Here is a 19,671-nt window from a genome sequence, read left to right as displayed (position 1 = left end):
CCGTGTCGCTGGATATCCATTCGAAAGGCAAAAGCCCATACTGAGCTGATGGCCGGTTCGGTTGCTGTCGCCGCGGACCCTGTCGCTCCGATGGGCAGGGCCAAGACCAACATCGTGTTCGGCACCATCGTGCTCGGCATGCTGATGGCGGCGCTGGACCAGACCATCGTGTCCACCGCGCTGCCCACCATCGTCGCCGACCTCGGCGGGGCGGGACACATGGCATGGGTGGTCACCTCGTACCTGCTCGCCGAGGCGGTCGCGACGGCGCTGGCCGGAAAGCTCGGCGACCTGTTCGGCCGCAAGCTGGTGTTCCAGGTCAGTGCCGTGATCTTCATCGTCGGCTCGATGGTCGCGGGTCTGGCCAACGGCATGCTGTTGCTCGTCCTCGCCCGCGGCATCCAGGGCTTCGGCGCGGGCGGGCTGATGGTCACGTCGATGGCGCTGATCGCCGACATCATCCCGCTGCGGCAGCGGGGCAAGTACCAGGGGGCGCTGGGCGCGGTATTCGGCGTGACCACCGTCATCGGCCCGACGCTGGGCGGCCTGTTCACCGACCATGCCAGCTGGCGCTGGTGCTTCTACGTCAACGTGCCGGTCGCGGTGGTGATGATCGCGCTGGCGGCCCGCACCATTCCGCGGGTGCGCGCCGCGGCCAAGCCGGTCATCGATTATCTCGGCATCGGCCTGGTGGCGGCGGGCGTCTCCTGCTTGATCCTCGGCCTGGAATGGGGCGGGCAGCAATACGCGTGGAATTCGCCGACGATCATCGGGCTGTTCGCCGCGGCGGTGTTCCTGCTCGCCACGTTCGTCGCGGTGGAGTTGCGGGCCGCCGAGCCGATGTTGCCGATGGGGTTGTTCCGCAGCCAGGTGTTCACGGTGTGCTCGATCCTCAGCTTCATCGTCGGCTTCGCGATGCTCGGCTCGATGACCTACCTGCCCGCGTATCTGCAATACGTCGACGGCGTTTCGGCCACCATGTCGGGCGTGCGCACGCTGCCGCTGGTTGCGGGCCTGTTCGCCACGTCGATTCTGTCCGGGCAGGTGGTCGGCAAGACCGGGCGCTATCGGTATTTCCCGATCGTGGGCACGTTGGTGATGTCGCTGGGCCTGTATCTGATGTCGACGATGGGCCGCGACACCGGCACCTGGCTGGAGTCGCTGTACATGCTGATCCTCGGCCTCGGCATCGGACTGGCGATGCAGGTGCTGACCATCGTCGTGCAGAACACCGTGCCCTACGCCCAGCTGGGTACCGCGACCTCCGGCGTCACGTTCTTCCGCACGCTCGGCAGCGCCTTCGGAACGGCCATCTTCGGCACCCTCTACAGCAACCGGATCGGCCCCGAACTCGCCGCTGCCCTGGCCAGGGTCGGGGTGGTGCCGCCCGCGGTCGCGGCGGACCCGCAGGCGTTGCGCGCGCTGCCCGCCGAACAGTCGGCGCCGATCATCGATGCGTACGCGAACGCCATCGACCACGTGTTCTTCTGGGTCGTGCCGATCGCGCTGACCGGATTCGTGGTCGCGTGGTTCCTGCCCGAGGTGCCGCTGCGCGACAGCGCGCGGGCGGGCGCGGGCGACGTGGGCGAAGGGTTCTCGGTGCCCGACTCGCCCGATCGGCTGGTGCAACTGGAACGGGCGATCGCGGGCACCATGCGCAGGGCTGGGGCGCAGGATCCGATCGGTCCGCGCATCCTCGCCGACGCGGACAGTGACCTCACGCGTGGCGAGGCATGGGCACTCGGGCAGGTCTATCTGCGCGATCGCGTGCGCGGCGACGCCACGCTGACCGGGATCGCGCGGGCGCACCACGTGCCCGAAGAGGTGATCGAGCCGATCTACGATCAGGTCGGCGCGGAGGGTTATCTGACGCGGGAGGGGCAGCGATTGCGGCTCACCGCTGCCGGTGCGGCCGAGATGGATCGGATCAAGGCGGCCTGGCGGCGCTGGCTCGACACCAGGCTCGACGACTGGAACGAGGCCGATCCCGCCGATCGCGCGCTGCTGGACCAAGCGCTGGCGAACATCGCCACGAAGTTGCTGGAAGACCAGGCGCGCGCACAGGAAACGGTGCCGGCCTGACCCGCTTGCGGCCGATTACTCGTAGACGTATATTCGTAGACGAGTAAGGGAGGTGCCGCGATGAAGAAACGCAAGGTCGACAACCTGCTGGCGCTCGCGGTGCTGTCGGTGATCATCGAGCGCCCGATGCACCGCTACGAAATCGCCCAGACCCTGCGCGAGCGGGGCAAGGACCACGACATGGCGATCAAGTGGGGTTCGCTCTACACGGTCGTGCAGAACATGGCCAAGGTCGGGTTCCTGGAGGTCGTCGGCAGTGAACGGGCGGGCGCCAGGCCCGAGCGGGTGATCTACCGGATCACCGACGCGGGCCGCGCCGAGATGGCCGATTGGACCAGGGAACTGCTGTCCACTCCGGAGCCGGAACATCACCGGTTCGTCGCGGGCCTGTCGATTCTCGCGGTGCTTCCGCCCGCCGAGGTGGTGGAACTGCTCGGCACCCGCCTCGAAGCGCTGGAGCGAACCATCGCCACCGTGCGCCGCGAACTCGGCGAACTCGCGGGCACGCTGCCGCGGCTGTTCATCATCGAATCCGAGTTCGGGCTGGCGATGCTGGAGGCCGAGGCGGCGTGGACGCGCTCGCTGCGCGCGGAGCTGACCGAGGGCACCTTCCCCGGACTGGCGCAATGGCGCGAGTGGCACGAGCGCGGCATGCTGCCGTCCGACGTCGACGAAATGGTGGAGAGGGGGATGGCCGAGAACTAGCCGAGAACCGGACCCGGCGAAGGTGCGGCAACACCGCCGCCGGGCCCGATCGAACAGTCTCGAACCGCGCCCGCGAACGCGCACCCGGCTACAAGGCTGGCAACCACAGGATAACCGGGTGGGTGGCGCGCGAGTCGGTTCGGGCAACCGAACCCGTATCGCACGAATCCTGGAGACACCCATGTCCACAACACGTACCGCCCTGGTGATCGGTGGCGGCATCGCCGGTCCCGTCGTCGCGACGGCCCTGCGCAAAGCGGGCATCGACGCCCGCGTCTACGAGGCCTACCCCGGCCCTTCCTACGGCATCGGCAGCGGGCTCGCGCTGGCGCCGAACGGCGTCGCCGCGCTCGACATCATCGGGGCGGGCGACCCGGTCCGCGCGATCGCGCTGTCGGTCCGCAATATGAACATGTCCGTCGGCGCCAAGGTGCTGGAGATGCCCGGCATCCCCGATCTGCCGCCGCTGCAATTGGTCGATCGCAGTGAGCTGCACCGAACGCTGCACCAGCACGCGGTCGCGGCGGGCGTTCCGTTCGAGTACAACAAGCGCCTGGTGGACGCGCACGAGGACGAGTTGGGCGTCACGGCCATGTTCGCCGACGGCAGCACGGCCACCGCCGACGTACTGATCGGCGCGGACGGCATCCGTTCACGGGTGCGCACGCTGATCGACCCGAACGCGCCGGGCCCCGACTACACCGGCATGCTCGGCTTCGGCGCGACCACCGAGTGCGACGCCGACATCCCGCCGGACACCATGACTTTCGCGTTCGGCAAGCGGGCGTACTACCTGTACTGGCCGCTCGGGGACGGGCGGGTGGCGTGGGGAGCCAACCTGCCGCACAAGGAGTATCTGTCGCTCACCGCGGCGCGGGCGGTGCCGAGCGCCCATTGGTTGAAGATCTTGCGCGAGACCTACCGCGACGACACGCCGGGCGGCGAACTCGCCCGGCGCACCACCGAGGAGCAGTTGGAGGTGGTCGGCGCGCTGCACATCATGCCGCCGGTGCCGCACTGGCATCGCGGGCGGATGGTGCTGGTGGGCGACGCGGTGCACGCTCCGTCCAACAGCTCCGGTCAGGGCGCGTCGCTGGCGATCGAGAGCGCCGTGCAGCTGGCCCGCTGCCTGCGTGACCTGCCGGCTGCGGAGGCGTTCGCGGTCTACGAGCGCTTGCGGCGCGAGCGGGTGGAGGGCGTCGCGGCCCGCGCCGCGAAGATCAACCACAGCAAGACGCCGGGGCCGGTGGGGCGCAAGGTCATGCAGCTGCTCATGCCGGTGCTGGCCAAGACCGTGATGAAACCGGAGAAGACCATGGGGCCGGAGCAGCGCTACCGGATCGATTGGGACGCTCCGGCCGAGCGCGAGCTCGCGTCGGTCTGAGTCGGTCGATAGGTCCCCGCAGGTCCTGGCGATCTGCGGGGCCTATCTACAACAGCTCTCGTCCGGCTCGCCGCCGCCCCTCGGACGTTCGGGCCGGAAGCGTTGTATTCCTGCCGTCCACCCACGTCGAGCGGCTCGTCCACCGCTGACCGCTGCGGCGCGGCACTGGTGAGCGCGAGCGGTCAGTATCGCGTCGCGCGGTCGCGCAGGATGCGCGCGGTCTGCTCGTCGCCGGGCAGGAACGCCTCCAATTGCAGCTCGGCGAGCGTCACGTCCACCGCGGTGGCGAACGAGGTGAGCGTGGTGATCAGACGCAACTCGCCTTCGGCGCTGCGCAGGCGCAGCGGTACCGCGAAGCCGAGATGATCCGGACCCGGCTCGGCTTGCGGCAGATAGGTCTCCAGTTCGGCGATCAGCTCGTCCAAGGCGGGATCAGGACTGCGGTCCATCCGGTTGCGCAGCGCCTCGGTGACGTGCCGTCCCCATTCCGGCAGGTTGAGCACGCGGGCGGCAAGGCCGTCCGGGTGCAGCGCCAGCCGCAGCACGTTGACCGGCGGTTCCAGCAGCCATGGGGCGGCGCCCTCGGTGAGCACGCCGAAGGCCGCGTTGGCGGCGAGCAGCACACCGTGCGGGCGGACCACCAGCGCCGGGTAGGGCAGGTGGCCGTCGAGGATCGCCCGCAACGCCTCCAGCACCGGCGCCAACGTCTCGGTGTCGAGCGCCGATTCGGGGAAGACCGCAGCGTAACCCGCCGCGAGCAGCAGTCCGTTGCGCTCACGCAGCGACAGCTCCAGTGATTCGGCCAGGCGCACCACCATGGTGCGTCCGGGGCGCGAGCGGCCCTGTTCCAGGAAGCTCAGATGACGCTGGGTGGTGTCGGCGCGGATCGCGAGATCCAGCTGGCTGACCCGGCGCAGCGTGCGCCAATGCTTGAGCTGCCGGGCGAACCCGGTGGACTCGGCCGCCGTCGTCATGGCAGCAGTATCGGGCGCGGGGCGGCGGGCTCGCCATACCTTGCGGGGAATCGCACAGGCGTCGAACGACGGCAAGACTTCGCCGCATGAGCAAGACACTCGATGAGCAGGAACTGTCCCGATTCGCCGAACGCTATATCGCGCTGTGGAACGAGCCGGACGCCGAGGCAAGGCGCAAGCGCATCCGGCAGCTGTGGGCCGAGGACGGCGCCCAGGTGCTGGTGGATCCGCCGCAGGCGATGCGGGAGGCGCTGACCCGGTTGTCCTTCCCGATCCCGACCGTGGAGATCCGCGGCTACGAAGCTCTGGACCGGCGCGTCGATCGCGCGTACGAGGAGTTCGTCGCCCCTGGTGAGCACGTGTTCGTACCCGAGGGGCACGCGGTCCGCCTTTCCCTGGACCTGATCGGCCTGACCTGGCACATGGTGACGAAGGCCGACGGTGCGGTCGTGGGCGGTGGATACGACGTCATCGCGCTGGACGACGCGGGCCGCATCCGGTGGGACCACCAGTACATCGGCGTCGCGTGATGACGGCCACCGCCTACCATCTCGATCCCGCGCGCGGGGCGGCCGCGCTGACGGCCGCGCCGCGGGAGCTGCCCGCGCCCGGCCCACGCCAGGTGGTGATCCGGGTGCGTGCGGCGTCCCTGAATCGTCGCGATCTGATGTTGCTGGACGGGACGTACCCGTTGCCTGCGACCCCGGGCGTCGTCCCGCTCAGCGACGGCGTCGGCGAGGTGATCGCGGTTGGCGAGCACGTGACGCGCGCCGCGGTGGGCGACCGGGTGACCGCCACCTACTTCGTCCGCTGGATCGACGGTCCGCAGCGCCGAGCGCACGTGCTCGAGCAGTACGGCGCGACGTATCCCGGCATGCTCGCCACTTACGCGGTGCTGGAGGAGGATTCGGTGGTGCACGTCCCGAGCCATCTCACCGATGTGGAAGCCGCCACGCTGACCTGCGCCGGGGTGGTGGCGTGGGCCGCGCTGAGCACGCCGCTGCCGGTGCGGCCCGGCGAGACCGTGCTGACCGTAGGCAGTGGATCGGTGGCGCTTTTCGGCGTGCAGTACGCGAAAATGCATGGCGCCGAGGTGATCTCGGTGACGTCGAGCGAGCGCAAGGCCGAGCGGCTGCGCGCGCTCGGCGCCGACGAGGTGATCAATCGGAGTCGGACTCCGGACTGGGAACTGGCCGTGCTCGACCGCACCGGCGGCGACGGTGTGGAACACATCCTCGACGCGGTGGGCATGCCGACGCTGGCGAAATCCGTGCGGTCGGGCGGATACAACGCACGGATCACCATGATCGGCGCGATGCCCGCCGCCGACCCGCCCGCGGGCAACCCGTTCGGGACGTCGTACCTGTCCATCCGCCGCATCGCGGTGGGCAGCAGGGCGCATTTCGAGGCGATGAACCGAGCGATCATCGCCCAACGGATGCGTCCCGTCATCGACCGCGTATTCGCCTTCGCCGAAGCCGAAGCGGCCTATCGGTACTTCCGTACCGGGAATCCGTTCGGGAAGGTGGTGATCGAGTTTCCCTAGTGCTCAGGGGCAGGCGGTGAGAATCCTTGTCATGGCGTCCTTCTCGGCGGGGGTGACCCACAGCTGGTAGGCCGTCTTCACCTGGATCTGCCTGGTCACGTAGGCGCAGTGGTAACCCTTGCTCGGCGGCAGCCACTCGGCCGCGTCGGAGTCGCTCTTGGACTGGTTGGTCGGGCCGTCGACGGCTTGCAGGTTCAGGGGGTCGTTGGCCAGGTCGCGGCGGCGTTCGGCGGAAAGTTTCTGCGCGCCTTTCTGCCAGGCGTCCGACAGCGCGACGACGTGGTCGATCTGCACGTCGTCGGAGGACTTCGTGCCGCGCTTGAAGTCGATGGTCTTGCCGGTGTAGGGGTCGGCCAGCCTTCCGGTCGCGACGATGCACTTGCCCGACTTGAACGTCACGTCGGTCATGTCGCGCTGGAGGATGTCGTTGCGGGTGTCGCAGCCGTTGTTGCCGCCGGGCACCGAGACGTTGTCGGACCAGGGCGGCCCGAATTCGTCGCGGCTGTAGCCGGTTTTGGGCGCGCGGTCGGCCACGCGCAGCGAGTTCAGGAGCGCGAGCGCGTCGCGCGATGGAATGGGGGCGGGCGCGTCGGCGCAGGCTCGGCCGCCGGAACCGCAGCCGGAGGCCGCGGAATCGCCGGGCGGAACGGTGGTGCAGGAGACCAGTCCGATGGAAGTCGCCACCATGACGCCGATCAGAGCCAGCCGTTGCACTGTGGACTTCATCGAACTTCCTAACGCCGCATCCACTTGGAACTGTAACCGGCGTCAAGGTATCCAGTGGCGAGGTTCGCACATCCGAATGGCGCGTATGAGATTCGGCACAGCGAACCTCGCAGCAGAGCGCGGAGGCCCGAGAACGGGGCCGCCCCCGAATCGCCGTGCCGGCGCCGATTCGGGGGCGGTTTATCACGAGGAGGCCGGTGGAGCCGCGCGGTTGTGCGGATGGTTGTCCACTCCGAAGACCGCACTGGGACGACACCACGGGGCTGATGAGGGGGAGGTCCCGAGGTGTCGAGCCGCGCCTGCTCCGGGCTCGCTCGTGATGATCAGGGGTGATCGGTGTCCGGTTGGCGCCGGTGACCAGGGAAGCCGCTCTCCGGTTGCACGCATCCGCTCCGTCTCGATCACGCTTGGTTCTACGTATCAAGACAGTAGATAGCAGCCGCGCGAGTTGGCAAGTTCGTTCGGACTGTCCGGAAAATTTCTCAGCCGATCTTCAGTTTCGGCCATGTATCTACTGCATGAGTACGGATGTGACCCAGGTCTGCCAGCCCCGCGTCGTCCGGCTCGACGGGCTTGTGACGATGCTCACTCCGTCTGCGGTCACAGGCGGCGGGATTCGTGTGTCCAAACGGGTGCAGGCGAAAAGCCGGACCCCGAAAGGACCACATCATGCCTACCGTCGACGTCATCGATTCGTTCATCCACTACCGCGACACCGGTGCGGGCGAGATCCCGGTCGTGTTCCTGCACGGCAATCCGACCTCCTCCTATCTGTGGCGCAACGTCATTCCGCACGTCGCCGACCGGACCCGGGTGCTGGCGCCGGACCTGATCGGCATGGGGGACTCGGGCAAGCCGGACAGCGCCTACCGTTTCACCGATCACGCCGCCTACCTCGACGCCTGGTTCGATGCGCTCGGGCTGGACCGGGTGGTGCTGGTCGGGCACGACTGGGGCGGCGCGCTCGGCATGGACTGGGCCGCTCGGCATCCAGGCCGCGTGCGCGGCATCGCACTGATCGAGACGTTCCTGCGGCCGATGCGCTTCGACGAGCTGCCTCCGCTCGGCGCCGAGCTGTTCCGGAAGTTCCGTTCCGCGGAAGGGGAGCGGATGATCCTGGAGGAGAACACCTTCATCGAGTTCAACCTGCCGAAGGGCATCATCGACCTGTCGCCGGAGGATCACGACGTGTATCGGGCGCCGTATCCGACGCCGGCCTCGCGTAAGCCGCTGCTGGTGTGGCCGCGAGAGTTCCCCCTCGACGGCGAGCCCGCCGACGTGGTGGCCCTGGTGCGGAACTACGGCGCATGGGCGGCCGCGACGCCCGAGGTGCCCAAGTTGCTGATGGCGCTGGAGGACGGTGTGGGGCTCGGGTCGGCCGAGGCGATCGACTGGGCCGCGAGCACCTTCGCGAGCGCGGAGGTCGCGCCGATCGGCCCTGCGGGCCACCACGCGCCGGAGGACCGGCCGGAGGAGATCGGCCGGGCGGTCGCGCAGTGGCTCGACCGGCACGCCCTGGTCGGGACGGCCGCCGCCGCGTGACACCGGTCGCGATGTGATCCGGCAGTGCTTGCGCCGACCGCGGCGCGGGCCGAAAGATGGCCGGATGAGCACGGAGCAGGAGCAGGCCGCGGCGCGGGAGAAGGCCATGGTCGCCCGCGCGGTCGCGGGTGACCGGGACGCCGTCGCGCAGGTGGTGCGCCTGTTGCAGGACCCGCTGTATCGGCTGGCGCTGCGCATGGTCTGGCGGCCAGCGGAGGCCGAGGACGCGACCCAGGAGATCTTGGTGCGCGTCCTCGATCATCTGCACACCTGGCGAGCCGAGGCGAAACTGCTCACCTGGGCCTACCGCATCGGCGTCAACCACCTGCTGAATCTGCGGCGGCAGACTCCGCAGGAGGCCGCGGAACTGAGTTTGGACGCCTACCGTGACGGGCTGGCCGACGGACTCTCGGAAGCGGACTATCGCGGACCGGAAGCGGTGCTGCTGACCGCCGAGGTGCGGCTGACGTGTAGTCAGGGCATGTTGCAATGCCTGGCCAGGGACGAACGAATCGCCTTCGTGCTCGGCGACGTATTCGAGCTGAACTCCACCGAGGCCGCCTGGATTCTCGACATCACTCCCGCCGCCTATCGAAAGCGGTTGGAGCGCGCCAAGAAACGACTCGGGAACTTCCTGAACGCGACCTGTGGCCTGGTCGATCCCGCGGCGTTCTGCCGCTGCTCACGCCGAGTGGACAAAGCCGTCGCGCTGGGGCGGATCGACCCGAGCCGTCCGGTGTACACGCGCCATCCGGTCAGCGCGGGCGGACGCACCGCGGCCGAGGCCGAACGGCAGATGATCCGGCTGCACGACGCGGCGTCGGTGCTGCGCGCGCATCCCGACTACGCCGCGCCGCGGGCGAAGATGGACGCGATCGCCGGACTGCTCGGTTCGGGCCGTTTCCCGATGCTCGAGGAGACGTGAAGCGATCAGCCCGGTGCTTCGGCGGCGGGTGGGTGGTCCCGTAGTTCCGTTGCCAGGCGGGCGATCCGGGCCGGACCGACGCGGCAGCACCCGCCGATGATCCGTGCGCCTCGGGCGAGCCAGTCCCGGGCTTGTCCCGTCGTGAACCGTGCGGGTCCGCTCCAGCGGTGGCGCACCGCGTCCCAAGCCTCACCGCTGTTCGGATAGGCGACCACGGGTTTGCCGGTGCCTGCGGCGAGTTCCACCGCGGCGGCGACATCGACGGGCGCGCAGCAGTTCACCCCGATCGCGACGATCGCGTCCGAGCAGGCGGCCACCGCGAAGGCGTCGGTGAGCGGCTGTCCGGCCCGGGTGCGCGTTCCGTCGATGGTGTAACTCAGCCACGCGGGCACGCCGAGGTCGTTCACCACGTCCACCAGCGCTTCGGCTTCGTCGATGTCGGGGACGGTCTCCAGGGCCAGCAGGTCGGCGCCCGCCTCGGCGAGCACCTCCATGCGCGGCCGGTGCCAGGCCCGCAGTTCGGCCACGGTGCGCCCGTAGCGGCCACGGTATTCCGATCCGTCCGCCAGCGCGGCGCCGTAGGGGCCGACCGAGGCGGCGACCCATCGGCGCCGGTCGTCGGCGCAGGCGTCGCGGGCCGCGCGGGCCAGCGCCACACCACGCCGCCACAGCCGCACCGTCTGCGCCCTGGTCAGCCCGCGCGCGGCGAAACCCTCGAAGGAAGCCTGGTAGGTCGCGGTGGTGGCGATGTCGGCGCCCGCGCGGAAATAGGCTTCGTGCACCGACCGGATCGCGGCCGGATCGTCCACGAGCAGGCGGGCCGACCACAGCGCGCCGGACAGGTCGTGGCCGCGTGCTTCCAGCTCGGAGGCCAATCCACCGTCCGAGATCAGAGCCCCCGCCGCCGGGTCGAACAGCACGGCTCCACTGTAGAACGCGGACTCACTCGTCGTCGGCGGGCTGGGCGGTCGGGGGAACCCCGGTGTCGAGGAAACGGATGAGCCGCTCGATGCGCGCGGTGTGATCGGCGCAGCGTTCCAGGTGGTGCCCCAGCAGCGCGATATCGATCGCGACCTCGGTGGACGGCTGGGAATCCGGGTTGCGCAGCGCGGCATGCAACTGCTGATGCAGCGTTTCCATCGAGTTGGCCTGCGGCTCCTGCTCCGGCAGCGGGTGCTGACCGGCGACGGCGCGCCCGGCCAAGGCCGTGCGCTCGGCCGCGAGCTTGCCCATCGCGGCGAGGATGTCCAGGATGGGTTGCCCCGCAACGTGTCCTGGGTGGCTCTGGTACACCTTGTCGGCGACCCGGCTGGCGAGCCATCCGATGCGTGACAGTTCACCGGCGATCTGGATCGCGGTCACCACGTGGCGCAGGTCGCGGGCCACCGGCGCTTGTAATGCCAGCAGCACCACGGTGCGCGCCTCGCACGCGCCGTACATCTTCTGCAACTGCTCGTCGAGCGCGAAGACCTCGTAGGTCGCGGTGAGGTCGGCGTCGACGAGCGCGTCGGTGACGCGCTCGACGGCGTCGTGGGCCAGCGTGCACATCTGCGTCAGGTCGTTGGTCAACGCGATGAGCTCGGCAGTGAACTGGGTGCGCACCGCCAAATTCTCACCTATCGACCGGTGCGGGGTCGATTCCTTGCCGGATGTTCTTCGGTAACGACATCGCCTCGGCTCGCCCGCGCGCGATCGCGCCGCCGGGCGGCCGAGGGAAACGCGGGTGATCTCGCGATGTGACTTCGTCTTTCGGCTGCGGGCGCTTTCCCATGACAGCGGGTCGGCCCGATGTGACCCGGCGGAACACGTTGCGTCGGAACGGTACGCCCCACGCTGGGCGATCGCCGCGAACGTGTGCCTGACCAGGACAGCGCCCGGCAATGCGTGGTTCGCCCCCTGGGCAGTGAGCACTGCGCGTGTCCCGGGGTGTCGAGTCGTATTGCCGGAGCTGAAGTTTATAGCGCGTATCACATTATGGCCTTGCCGCATATGGCTACTCGTCCAGTTGCTCACCGCGTGCCCTACCCCGCCCGAACCGGTGCGGCGGACGGTCGATACTGCGCGACGCGATGGGCGAAGGTTTGCGTCCCGGTTCCTACCGGCGCTTCGGCCGGTCGCAGCCGGGTCCCTACGCTGGTCAACGCCCGAATCGCGCGTGTCGCGCAGCCTGCCGACGGGTGCGCCCGGTGTTACGGTCGCCGCATGCCGAACTTGCGCGATATCCAGCATCGGGTGGTGACGACGTTCCAGCGCCGATTGGGCAATCCGATCCTCAGGACGCTGCCCGGCCAGACGCTCCTGGAGACCACCGGCCGGGTCAGCGGGCAGCCACGGATCACTCCGATCGGTGGACGAAAGGTCGGACGGGAATTCTGGCTCGTCTCCGAGTTCGGCGAGCGTTCCCAGTACGTGCGGAACATCAAAGCGAACAACCGGGTCCGGCTGCGCCTGCACGGCCACTGGCACACCGGTACCGCGCACCTGCTGCCCGACGACGACCCGCGCGCCCGCTTGGCCTCCTTACCGCGCGGCAACAGCGCGGCCGTCCGCTTGGTCGGCACCGACCTCCTCACGCTACGCATCGATCTCGACGACTGATCTGCGGTCATCCCACTCCGCGAGTGGCACACCATTGTGCGGCCCTCTCGCGATTCGCCACAGCCATGTGCCACTCGCGGGATCGGCTCGGGGTGGCGAGAGCGCTCGCGCGGAGTTGGGTGTGAGTGATAGTCGAACGGCCGCCGCTGGATTCGTGTGTTCGGGATCACGGTTCGTGCGTCGTGGCCGAACCGCGCTACGGGGTTCGTCGGGCTGATCGAGCAGGTCTCAGTGGATTTCGTCGCTGGGGGCTGGTGGCACGCTTTCGTACATCGTGGCTGGATAAGTGAGTCGGGGGCGGGGGTTGTTGGTCGCCTGACCAGGATGCGGGTTATTTGCTGGGATCATGGTGGGCATGATCCGTGTGTTGATCGCTCGCTGGACCGTGCTCGTACCATTGCTCGCCGTCGTCGCTCTCCTGGCTACTTGGGGGCGGAGTCTGCCCGGTGTCGCGGTGACGATCGTGGCGGTGGCGTTGATCGGGGCGGTGCTCGCGGCGGTGCATCACGCGGAAGTGGTGGCGCGCCGCGTCGGCGAACCGTTCGGCTCGCTGGTGCTCGCCGTCGCGGTGACCGTGATCGAGGTCGCGCTCATCCTCACCCTGATGACGCAGGGCGGCGACAAGACCGCGACCCTGGCCCGCGACACGGTCTTCGCCGCGGCGATGATCACCTGCAACGGCATCTTCGGTCTCTGCCTGCTGGTGGGGGCCCTGCGCAGGCGCGTGGCGGTGTTCAACGCCGAAGGCACCGGCGCGGCGCTGGCCACGGTCGCGACGCTGGCGACGCTCAGCCTCGTGCTGCCGACCTTCACCACGAGCAAGCCAGGTCCGGAGTTCTCGCCCGCGCAGCTGGCCTTCGCCGCGGTGGCCTCGCTCGCGCTGTACGTCTTGTTCGTGATGGTGCAGACCGTGCGTCATCCGGATGATTTCCTGCCGGTCGAAGCGGATGGGGTCGTCGCGGAGGACGACGAGGGCGTCGAGCCGCCGACGGCGCGCGACGCCGTCACCAGCCTCGGCCTGCTGCTGGTCGCCCTGGTCTGCGTGGTGGGTCTGGCGAAGGTGGTTTCGCCCGCCGTCGAATCCGCGGTCCAGTCGGCGGGTCTGCCGCAATCGGCGGTGGGCGTGGTGATCGCGCTGCTGGTGTTGCTGCCCGAGACGATCGCCGCGGTGCGGGCCGCGCGCCGCGACCAAGTGCAGATCGGTCTCAATCTGGCGCTGGGTTCGGCGATGGCGAGCATCGGCCTCACCATTCCTGCGCTCGCCGTGGCCAGCATCTGGCTGGACGGCCCGCTGGTGCTCGGCCTGGGCGCGACCCAGATGGTGCTGTTGGCCCTGACCGTCGTGGTCGGCGGCCTGACGATCGTTCCGGGACGGGCGACGCTGCTCCAAGGCGGCGTCCATCTGGCCGTGTTCGCGGCCTTCGTCGGCCTCGCCGCCAGCCCCTAGCGGAAGTTCAGGCGAGCGCGTCGGCCATCCGGCATCCCTGCGATCTCGCACCCGCCCGGTTCATCGAAAGCCTCTGTTACGAAACGGATCCGCGCGGTGTCGAGTCCGCCGGATTGGTGCGCTCGTAGTGGCGGCGACGCGGGCGTATCGAGTCGCCCGCGTTCCGTGGCCGCGCCGCTCAGTGCGGGTGCTGCGCCGCGTACCTGGCTCGTTCCACGGCCCGGAGCCGGGCTCGCCGCGGGTTCTCCAGATCCGCGGGCAAGCCGTGCTTCGCCAGCCGGTGCGCGCGGTTCATCGGCATGAAGGCGACGGTGTAGAACAGGGCCAGCAGCAGCGCCAGCAGGACCATCGCGCCGCGCAACCACAACTCGCCGGGAAAGAGCAGGAACGCGGCGAACAGCGGCGTGAACGGCACGATGCCGCGCAGCACGTGCCGGGTGGCGGCGAACCTGCCGGTGAGGTCGTCGCGCACCCACTCGCGCATCGAATCGGGCAGGCGGCGGCCGAAGGCGTAGCCGATCCACTGGATCGGACCTGGCCGTCGTCGTTCGTGGGTCATGACCGGGCTCCTCGATTGGGGGACGGGGCGTCGGGCTCGGCGAGCACCGACCGGCGGGCCGCCTCGTTCACCCGGGTGAGCACTTCGCGCAACTGCTCGAGGTCGTCCAGGGTCACGCCGAGGCGTCGCACGACTTCGGGCGGTATCCGCTCGGCCTTCGCACGCAGTTCGGCTCCGGCCCGCGTCAGGTTCACCACCAGGTTGCGTTCGTCTCGGCTGTCGCGTTCGCGGCTGATCAGCCCGGCGGCTTCGAGACGCTTGAGCAGCGGGGACAGGGTGGGGGAGTCCAGCTGGATGGCCTCGGCGATCGCTTTCACCGACATCGGCGCCTCGCCCCAGAGCGCGAGCATCACCAGATATTGCGGGTGGGTGAGCCCGAGCGGCTCGAGCAGCGGACGGTAGACGGCCAGCACCGCGCGATTGGCCACGGCCAGCGCGAAGCAGACCTGCCGGTCCAAGCGCAGCGGGTCGTCGATCTCGGTTTCCATCGGCACCTCCTCGGTCCGCCGTCCAAATTAGCGCACGAACAGTTCGTGCATTAATCAATGTGTGCGACATCTCGGCGCGAGATCCCGGCTCCTGGGCCGACGCTGGTTACCGTGAGTTCCATGCACCACGACGCGGGTCCGCTACGCATCCAGGAACTCGACGCGGTTCGTGGGTTCGCGCTGTGCGGCATGCTGGTGGTGAACATCTGGCGGATCACCGACATCCCGGCGACCGACGCATCGGGCGTGGTGCTACCGGTCCGGCACGTGCTGTCGGTGGTGTTCGAGGGGCGGTTCTTCCCGATCTTCGCGTTCCTGTTCGGGATCGGCTTCGCCTTGCTGCTCGACAGCGCGGCGGAGCGGGGCGAGCGCCCGCGGCTGGTGCTGATCCGCCGCTTGCTCGCGCTGGGGGTGATCGGCCTGGTTCATCAGCAGTTCCAGCCGGGTGAGGCCCTGCTGCCGTACGCGCTGGCCGGGTTGGCGATTCTGCTGCCCGCCGCGGCGCTGCCGAACTGGGCGGTGCTGCTGGCGGGACTGGTAGGGACCTTCGGTGTCGCGCTCGCACTCGGCGGCGGGCTGGCCCTCACACCGGGGCTGTTCCTACTCGGACTGGCCACCGCCCGCGCGGGGATCGTGGACACTCTCGACGAGCGGGGCTGGCAGATCGCCGCCGTCTTCGCCCTCGCCCTGCCCGCCGCGATAGTGGCGGGCAGGTGGGAATACCGCACTCCCTATCTGGAACTGTGGTCCACCCCGTCCCTCGCTGTCGCGGGTCTGCTCGGTGCGCTGGCCTATGTCACCGGGCTGCTGCTGTTGCTGCGCATCGAGCCGGGCCAGGTGCTGGCGGAGGTGTTGCGGCCGCTGGGCCGTCTGGCTTTGACCAACTACGTCGGCGCCACCGCCGCGATCCTGCTCGCCGCGCCGCGGCTGGGTCTGTCGGGCTCCGGCAGCTACGCGGCGGTTCTCGGGTTGGCGGTCGGGATCATCGCGATGCAGGCGGTGTGCAGTGCCGTGTGGTTGCGGTGGTTCGAATACGGGCCGCTCGAGTGGGTGTGGCGCTGCGTCACCTGGTGGACGATGGTGCCCATCCGGCGGGCGCGCGTACCGAGCCGCCCGTACTGACCTCAGCGCGGGGACGCCGGATCGCCGGTGTTCGCCGGCTCGGCCAGGATCGCCGAAACCACTGGGCCCCGGTCGAATTGGACGGCTACCTCGACCAGCCAGGCCAACTCGGCGGCCAGGGTGGGTTCGCTCGGTTCGCGGAACGACCGGTTCTCGCCGGTGGGCGGCAGACCGAGCCGGTGCGCTCGCAGCGCCGCGGCGATGCGGGCGGCCTCGATCGCGGCGGCCCTGTCGCGCGCCGGGATCGCCAGTTCGGTCGCCAGGCGTTCGGCGATCGCTTCGGCCTCGGCGGACAGGTAGGGCTGCAACCGCAACAGCCAGTCGCGGATCTCGATCACCGTGCGGTACAGCCGGTCTCGTGCCGCACTACTGTGCCGATCCGGCGGATGCGCGAGTTCGGGGTCCACCTCGCGCAGGGCCAGCCACAGCGGGCGCAGCCGCGGCAGCGCGCGCAGCCGTGCTGTCGTGTGCAGCAGCCACGGCGCCAGCGAGGGGCACAGGTAGCCGATCAGCATGACGGCGGCGCCCAGGCTGGCGAACGCGGGCGCGATGTCGGTGTTGAGGCGGCGCAGATCGATCCCGGACCACGCCGCGCCGATCGCGATCACCTTGCCCGCGCTGTAGCCGAGCGCGACGGTGCTGCCGAGCGCGAGCAGCCGTAGGCCGCGGCGCAACCAGATCCGGTCGACCTCGCCCATCCAGCGGCGGCACAACACGATGATGCGCACCAGCGCCGCCGAATAGACCGCGAGGTAGACGCCGAGAAACACCGCTGCCAGCGGTACTTTCGCGTAGTGGTGGTCGAAGTCGGTGGGATGACTCTCGTCGTGCACCGGCGCCGCCGCGAAGAGTGCCACGAGCACCACGGGCGCGAGCACCGGAAGGACGAGTACGCGCCGGGCCGCCTTGGCGTCCGGTTCCCGGTCGGCCACCATGAACCCGGTCCAGACCACCTGGGCGAGCACCGCGCCCGCGATGGCCCCGTACACCACCAGCGACGCCAGATTGGGCACGCCGGAGACGTCATCGATCCAGGTGTAGATCCGCGGCACGGCCGCTTCGAACCCGATGCCCGCCGCGAGGATGGCGAACGCGACCGCCCAGCGCGCCGGACTGCCCGGGTTGCGCAGGGCCAGACCGGTCCGCCACAGGAACGTCGCGAAGGCGAAGACGCCGACGCCGCCGTACACCAGCGCGAACCACATCCTCAGTCCCGGCCCGGTCCCAGCGCGTCCAGCAGCCTGCGTGCGGTGACCGGCGCGGAATCGGGCAGCACCCACTCCTCGCGTGCCGTCCACTGCGTGATGTGGTGCGCCATCAGCATGTTCGCGATGTGCTCCGCCTCGCGCTCCTGCGGCTGCGCGTAGCTGGTGCGCCCGAGCATGCGCCGCACCACGGCGGGGTCGATGTTCGGCGCGAGCAGCCGCACCGCTTCCGCGCCGCGCACATCGACGGTGCGGTGCCCGGCGAGCAGATGGCCGAGTTCGTGACAGACGATGTGGTCCTGATGCACCTTCGAGGTGTTGCGCTGGTAGGCGATGAAATCGATGGCGTCGGTGACCAGCAGGCCGCCGGTGAGCCCGGTGACCGGAAAGTTCTCCGGGCGCAGCCGCAGCGGACGCGCGCGGCGCTCGGCGACCGCCTCGGCCAGCTCGCCGACGGTGAACCGGCCGGACAGCCCCATGGCGCGCAGTTCCCCGCGCAGCCAGCGACGATCCAGCACCGGCTGGTCACCTCCGTCCTCGCTCCAAGCCGCGATCCGCATCGCTCACTCGTTCTGTTCGTTCTCGATGCGCCGCAGGACCTCCAGCATCGCCAGCACCGATTCAGCGCGCACCGTACCCTGTTGCAGCCCGTCGCGCAGCACCAGCTCGAGCACCTCGTGTTCGGCATTTCCCTTGAGCGCGTTGATCAATGCCAGTTCGCTGCCGCGCGACGCCGCCAGGCGCGGGTCGGTGAACGGGTCCAGGCTGTCGAGACCGAAGTAACCGCGGAACACCTCCAGCGTCTCGTAGGACGGGTTCACCGCCTGCCCGGTGCGCAGCTTCCAGAGGTAGTTGGCGGACAGGCGCGCTCCGGTGGTGCGGTGGATGTCCTCGGCCAGCGCTCGGTGGGTGATCTCCTGCGGTCGCCCGTCTTTGCCTGTGGGCGGGTGCATTCCGTTGATGAGCGTGTTGAGAGCCCGCGTGAACGGGTGTAAGTCCTCCCCCATATCAGCGTGTCTCCTGTGGTTGACAGGGTTGTGTGGCGTAGATCATACTCGTCCCTGCTCCGTCGGCGCATGCCGGTGTGGTCGATCCCTGGCAGGGCGCCGATCACGAGAGGCCCGGCATTCGAAAGCGGTAGCAGGTGGGGCGATCATCGTCGCTCGCCCCATCTCATCGGAGTTCCACCGGCAGCGCCACCGGTCCGCGATGGCGGAAACCGGAGCGCCAGCCGATCTCTCGTTCGTCCACCGCGAGCGCGGCGTCCGGCCATCGGGTGAGCACGTGATCGAGAGCGGCCGCGGTGACGGTGCGCACCAGAGCGTTGCCCAAGCAGGCGTGCACGCCGTAGCCGAGCGCGAGCTGGTCGCCCCGGTCCCTGGTGATGTCCAATTCGGCCGGCCGGTCGAAGATTTCGGGATCATGGTTGGCCGAGGCCAGGCACAGCAGCACCGTCTGCCCTGCGGGAATCGTCGTGTCGCTCACGACCAGGTCGGTGGTCGCGAAGCGCGGTCCGGCCAGCACCTGCGGGGAGAGGTAACGCAGCAACTCGTCGACGCCGGATCGCTTGTCGCGCAGAGCGTGCCAGGCCTGCCGCTGCTCCGGACGCCCGAGCAAGGTGAGCACCGAACCGGCGATCAGGTCGGCGAGCACTTCGTACCAGACGAACAGCAGGTAGAACAGCAGTCCGGTGAGTTCGGCGCCGGTCGGCGATCCGGCGGACCGGTGCGCGGCCACCCAACGTCCGAGCGGAGTGTCGGCGCGCTGCGCCCGCGCGGTGGCGTCCGCCATGATCGCGCGCATGGCGGCGAGCGTGTCGCGGGCACGTGGTGGCGACGCCGAGGGCAGCAAGGTCGAATTCGCCCATCCGCGAAGACGTTCGGCGGTGGAGTCGTCGAGGCCGAGCAGTTCGCCGAGCACGGCTGTGGGAAGCGGCACCGCGAGTCGTTCGACCAGATCGACCGTCTCGCCCGGATCACGGTCGTGCAGTAGCGAATCCACCAGCTCGGGCGCGCGGTCGGTCCACTCGGCCAGCCGGCGTGGCGACAGCTCGGCGGTGATCAGGCTGCGCAGCCGCGCGTGGTCGTCCGGGGCGGCGCTGAGCATCAGGTCCAGGGGCGGCGGCACGGGAAAACCCCGGTAGTCGTCCCCCTTCGCGTGCCGGTCCCGGGTGGACAGCCGCTCGTCCAGCAGACCCGCCCGTACGTCGCGGTAGCGCGTCACCAGCCAGGCCTGCGGTCCGTCGGGCGTGCGAACGCGGTGTACGCCCCCTTCGGCACGCAGTCGCGCGAGCGTGGGCCACGGGTTCCGGGCGAAGTCGGAGTCGAACACATCCGTCACCCGGCCATCATCCCGCACCGGATCGAGG

The 19,671-nt window shown here is 69.5% G+C and carries 20 protein-coding genes; 10 read left to right on the top strand and 10 right to left on the bottom strand.

Going from position 1 to position 19,671, the window contains the following annotated elements:
* The first annotated feature begins 48 nt into the window (after window positions 1-48).
* The 3 genes from NB3_RS15500 (at window position 49) to NB3_RS15490 (ending at window position 4,171) form a co-directional block, all read left to right on the top strand.
* Window positions 49-2,082, top strand: coding sequence for an MDR family MFS transporter (locus NB3_RS15500; protein ID WP_067803034.1), 2,034 nt, complete (start codon window positions 49-51; stop codon window positions 2,080-2,082).
* 60 nt (window positions 2,083-2,142) lie between these two features.
* Complete coding sequence (locus tag NB3_RS15495) at window positions 2,143-2,787, top strand: PadR family transcriptional regulator (protein WP_067803031.1); 645 nt, start codon at window positions 2,143-2,145, stop codon at window positions 2,785-2,787.
* Window positions 2,788-2,968: 181 nt separating this feature from the next.
* Window positions 2,969-4,171: an FAD-dependent oxidoreductase gene (locus NB3_RS15490; RefSeq protein WP_067803028.1), complete on the top strand. Its 1,203-nt coding sequence runs from the start codon at window positions 2,969-2,971 to the stop codon at window positions 4,169-4,171.
* 182 nt (window positions 4,172-4,353) lie between these two features.
* Here the strand turns inward: NB3_RS15490 and NB3_RS15485 are convergent, their stop codons facing one another.
* Window positions 4,354-5,145, bottom strand: a complete 792-nt coding sequence (locus NB3_RS15485) for a helix-turn-helix domain-containing protein (RefSeq protein ID WP_067803025.1) — start codon at window positions 5,143-5,145, stop codon at window positions 4,354-4,356.
* 86 nt (window positions 5,146-5,231) lie between these two features.
* Here NB3_RS15485 and NB3_RS15480 point away from each other — a divergent pair, with 86 nt between their 5' ends.
* Entirely contained in the window at window positions 5,232-5,675 is a 444-nt protein-coding gene (locus NB3_RS15480; RefSeq protein WP_067803022.1) for a hypothetical protein, read from the top strand.
* Complete coding sequence (locus NB3_RS15475; protein WP_084486266.1) at window positions 5,675-6,691, top strand: zinc-dependent alcohol dehydrogenase family protein; 1,017 nt, start codon at window positions 5,675-5,677, stop codon at window positions 6,689-6,691. Before NB3_RS15480 ends, NB3_RS15475 begins: the two co-directional genes overlap by 1 nt.
* Before the next feature lie 3 nt (window positions 6,692-6,694).
* Here NB3_RS15475 and NB3_RS15470 read toward each other — a convergent pair whose 3' ends face one another.
* Entirely contained in the window at window positions 6,695-7,417 is a 723-nt protein-coding gene (locus NB3_RS15470) for an HNH endonuclease family protein (protein ID WP_067803019.1), read from the bottom strand.
* Between the two features lie 669 nt (window positions 7,418-8,086).
* On the opposite strand from NB3_RS15470, the gene NB3_RS15465 reads away from it, so the two are divergent.
* Window positions 8,087-8,959 (top strand): haloalkane dehalogenase, encoded by an 873-nt coding sequence (locus tag NB3_RS15465; protein WP_067803016.1) that lies wholly within the window; start codon window positions 8,087-8,089, stop codon window positions 8,957-8,959.
* Window positions 8,960-9,023: 64 nt separating this feature from the next.
* Complete coding sequence (locus tag NB3_RS15460) at window positions 9,024-9,884, top strand: RNA polymerase sigma factor (protein ID WP_067803009.1); 861 nt, start codon at window positions 9,024-9,026, stop codon at window positions 9,882-9,884.
* Window positions 9,885-9,889: 5 nt separating this feature from the next.
* Here NB3_RS15460 and mmuM read toward each other — a convergent pair whose 3' ends face one another.
* Both mmuM and NB3_RS35900 read right to left on the bottom strand, forming a co-directional pair.
* On the bottom strand, window positions 9,890-10,777 hold the full coding sequence (gene mmuM / locus NB3_RS15455; RefSeq protein ID WP_084486271.1) for a homocysteine S-methyltransferase: 888 nt from the start codon (window positions 10,775-10,777) through the stop codon (window positions 9,890-9,892).
* Window positions 10,778-10,826: 49 nt separating this feature from the next.
* Window positions 10,827-11,486, bottom strand: coding sequence for a phosphate signaling complex PhoU family protein (locus tag NB3_RS35900; protein WP_067803007.1), 660 nt, complete (start codon window positions 11,484-11,486; stop codon window positions 10,827-10,829).
* Window positions 11,487-12,086: 600 nt separating this feature from the next.
* Here NB3_RS35900 and NB3_RS15445 point away from each other — a divergent pair.
* Entirely contained in the window at window positions 12,087-12,482 is a 396-nt protein-coding gene (locus NB3_RS15445; protein ID WP_067803006.1) for a nitroreductase/quinone reductase family protein, read from the top strand.
* A gap of 355 nt (window positions 12,483-12,837) precedes the next feature.
* Window positions 12,838-13,929, top strand: coding sequence for a calcium:cation antiporter (locus NB3_RS15440; RefSeq protein WP_067803139.1), 1,092 nt, complete (start codon window positions 12,838-12,840; stop codon window positions 13,927-13,929).
* 178 nt (window positions 13,930-14,107) lie between these two features.
* Here the strand turns inward: NB3_RS15440 and NB3_RS15435 are convergent, their stop codons facing one another.
* Window positions 14,108-14,488 carry a DUF5313 family protein gene (locus NB3_RS15435; RefSeq protein ID WP_067803005.1) on the bottom strand — a complete coding sequence of 127 codons (381 nt, stop codon included), beginning with the start codon at window positions 14,486-14,488 and terminating at the stop codon, window positions 14,108-14,110.
* Window positions 14,485-14,976 (bottom strand): MarR family winged helix-turn-helix transcriptional regulator, encoded by a 492-nt coding sequence (locus NB3_RS15430; RefSeq protein ID WP_067803004.1) that lies wholly within the window; start codon window positions 14,974-14,976, stop codon window positions 14,485-14,487. The genes NB3_RS15435 and NB3_RS15430 overlap by 4 nt, the downstream gene beginning before the upstream one ends.
* A 120-nt stretch (window positions 14,977-15,096) precedes the next feature.
* Between NB3_RS15430 and NB3_RS15425 the strand changes: the two genes are divergently transcribed.
* Entirely contained in the window at window positions 15,097-16,098 is a 1,002-nt protein-coding gene (locus NB3_RS15425; RefSeq protein WP_067803001.1) for a DUF418 domain-containing protein, read from the top strand.
* A gap of 2 nt (window positions 16,099-16,100) precedes the next feature.
* On the opposite strand, the gene NB3_RS15420 is transcribed toward NB3_RS15425, so the two are convergent.
* The 4 genes from NB3_RS15420 to NB3_RS15405 form a co-directional block, all read right to left on the bottom strand.
* Window positions 16,101-17,303 (bottom strand): MAB_1171c family putative transporter, encoded by a 1,203-nt coding sequence (locus NB3_RS15420; RefSeq protein WP_067802998.1) that lies wholly within the window; start codon window positions 17,301-17,303, stop codon window positions 16,101-16,103.
* Between the two features lie 2 nt (window positions 17,304-17,305).
* Window positions 17,306-17,863, bottom strand: coding sequence for an ImmA/IrrE family metallo-endopeptidase (locus tag NB3_RS15415; protein ID WP_067802995.1), 558 nt, complete (start codon window positions 17,861-17,863; stop codon window positions 17,306-17,308).
* A 3-nt stretch (window positions 17,864-17,866) separates the two neighbouring features.
* On the bottom strand, window positions 17,867-18,310 hold the full coding sequence (locus NB3_RS15410; RefSeq protein ID WP_067802990.1) for a hypothetical protein: 444 nt from the start codon (window positions 18,308-18,310) through the stop codon (window positions 17,867-17,869).
* A gap of 166 nt (window positions 18,311-18,476) precedes the next feature.
* Window positions 18,477-19,643 carry a cytochrome P450 gene (locus NB3_RS15405; RefSeq protein WP_067802988.1) on the bottom strand — a complete coding sequence of 389 codons (1,167 nt, stop codon included), beginning with the start codon at window positions 19,641-19,643 and terminating at the stop codon, window positions 18,477-18,479.
* Window positions 19,644-19,671 lie beyond the last annotated feature (28 nt).

Source organism: Nocardia beijingensis NBRC 16342 (genome assembly GCF_001612785.1).
GTDB lineage: Bacteria > Actinomycetota > Actinomycetes > Mycobacteriales > Mycobacteriaceae > Nocardia > Nocardia beijingensis.
The sequence above is the reverse complement of the archived record's forward strand: the minus strand, read 5'-3'. Positions and strand labels throughout refer to the sequence as shown.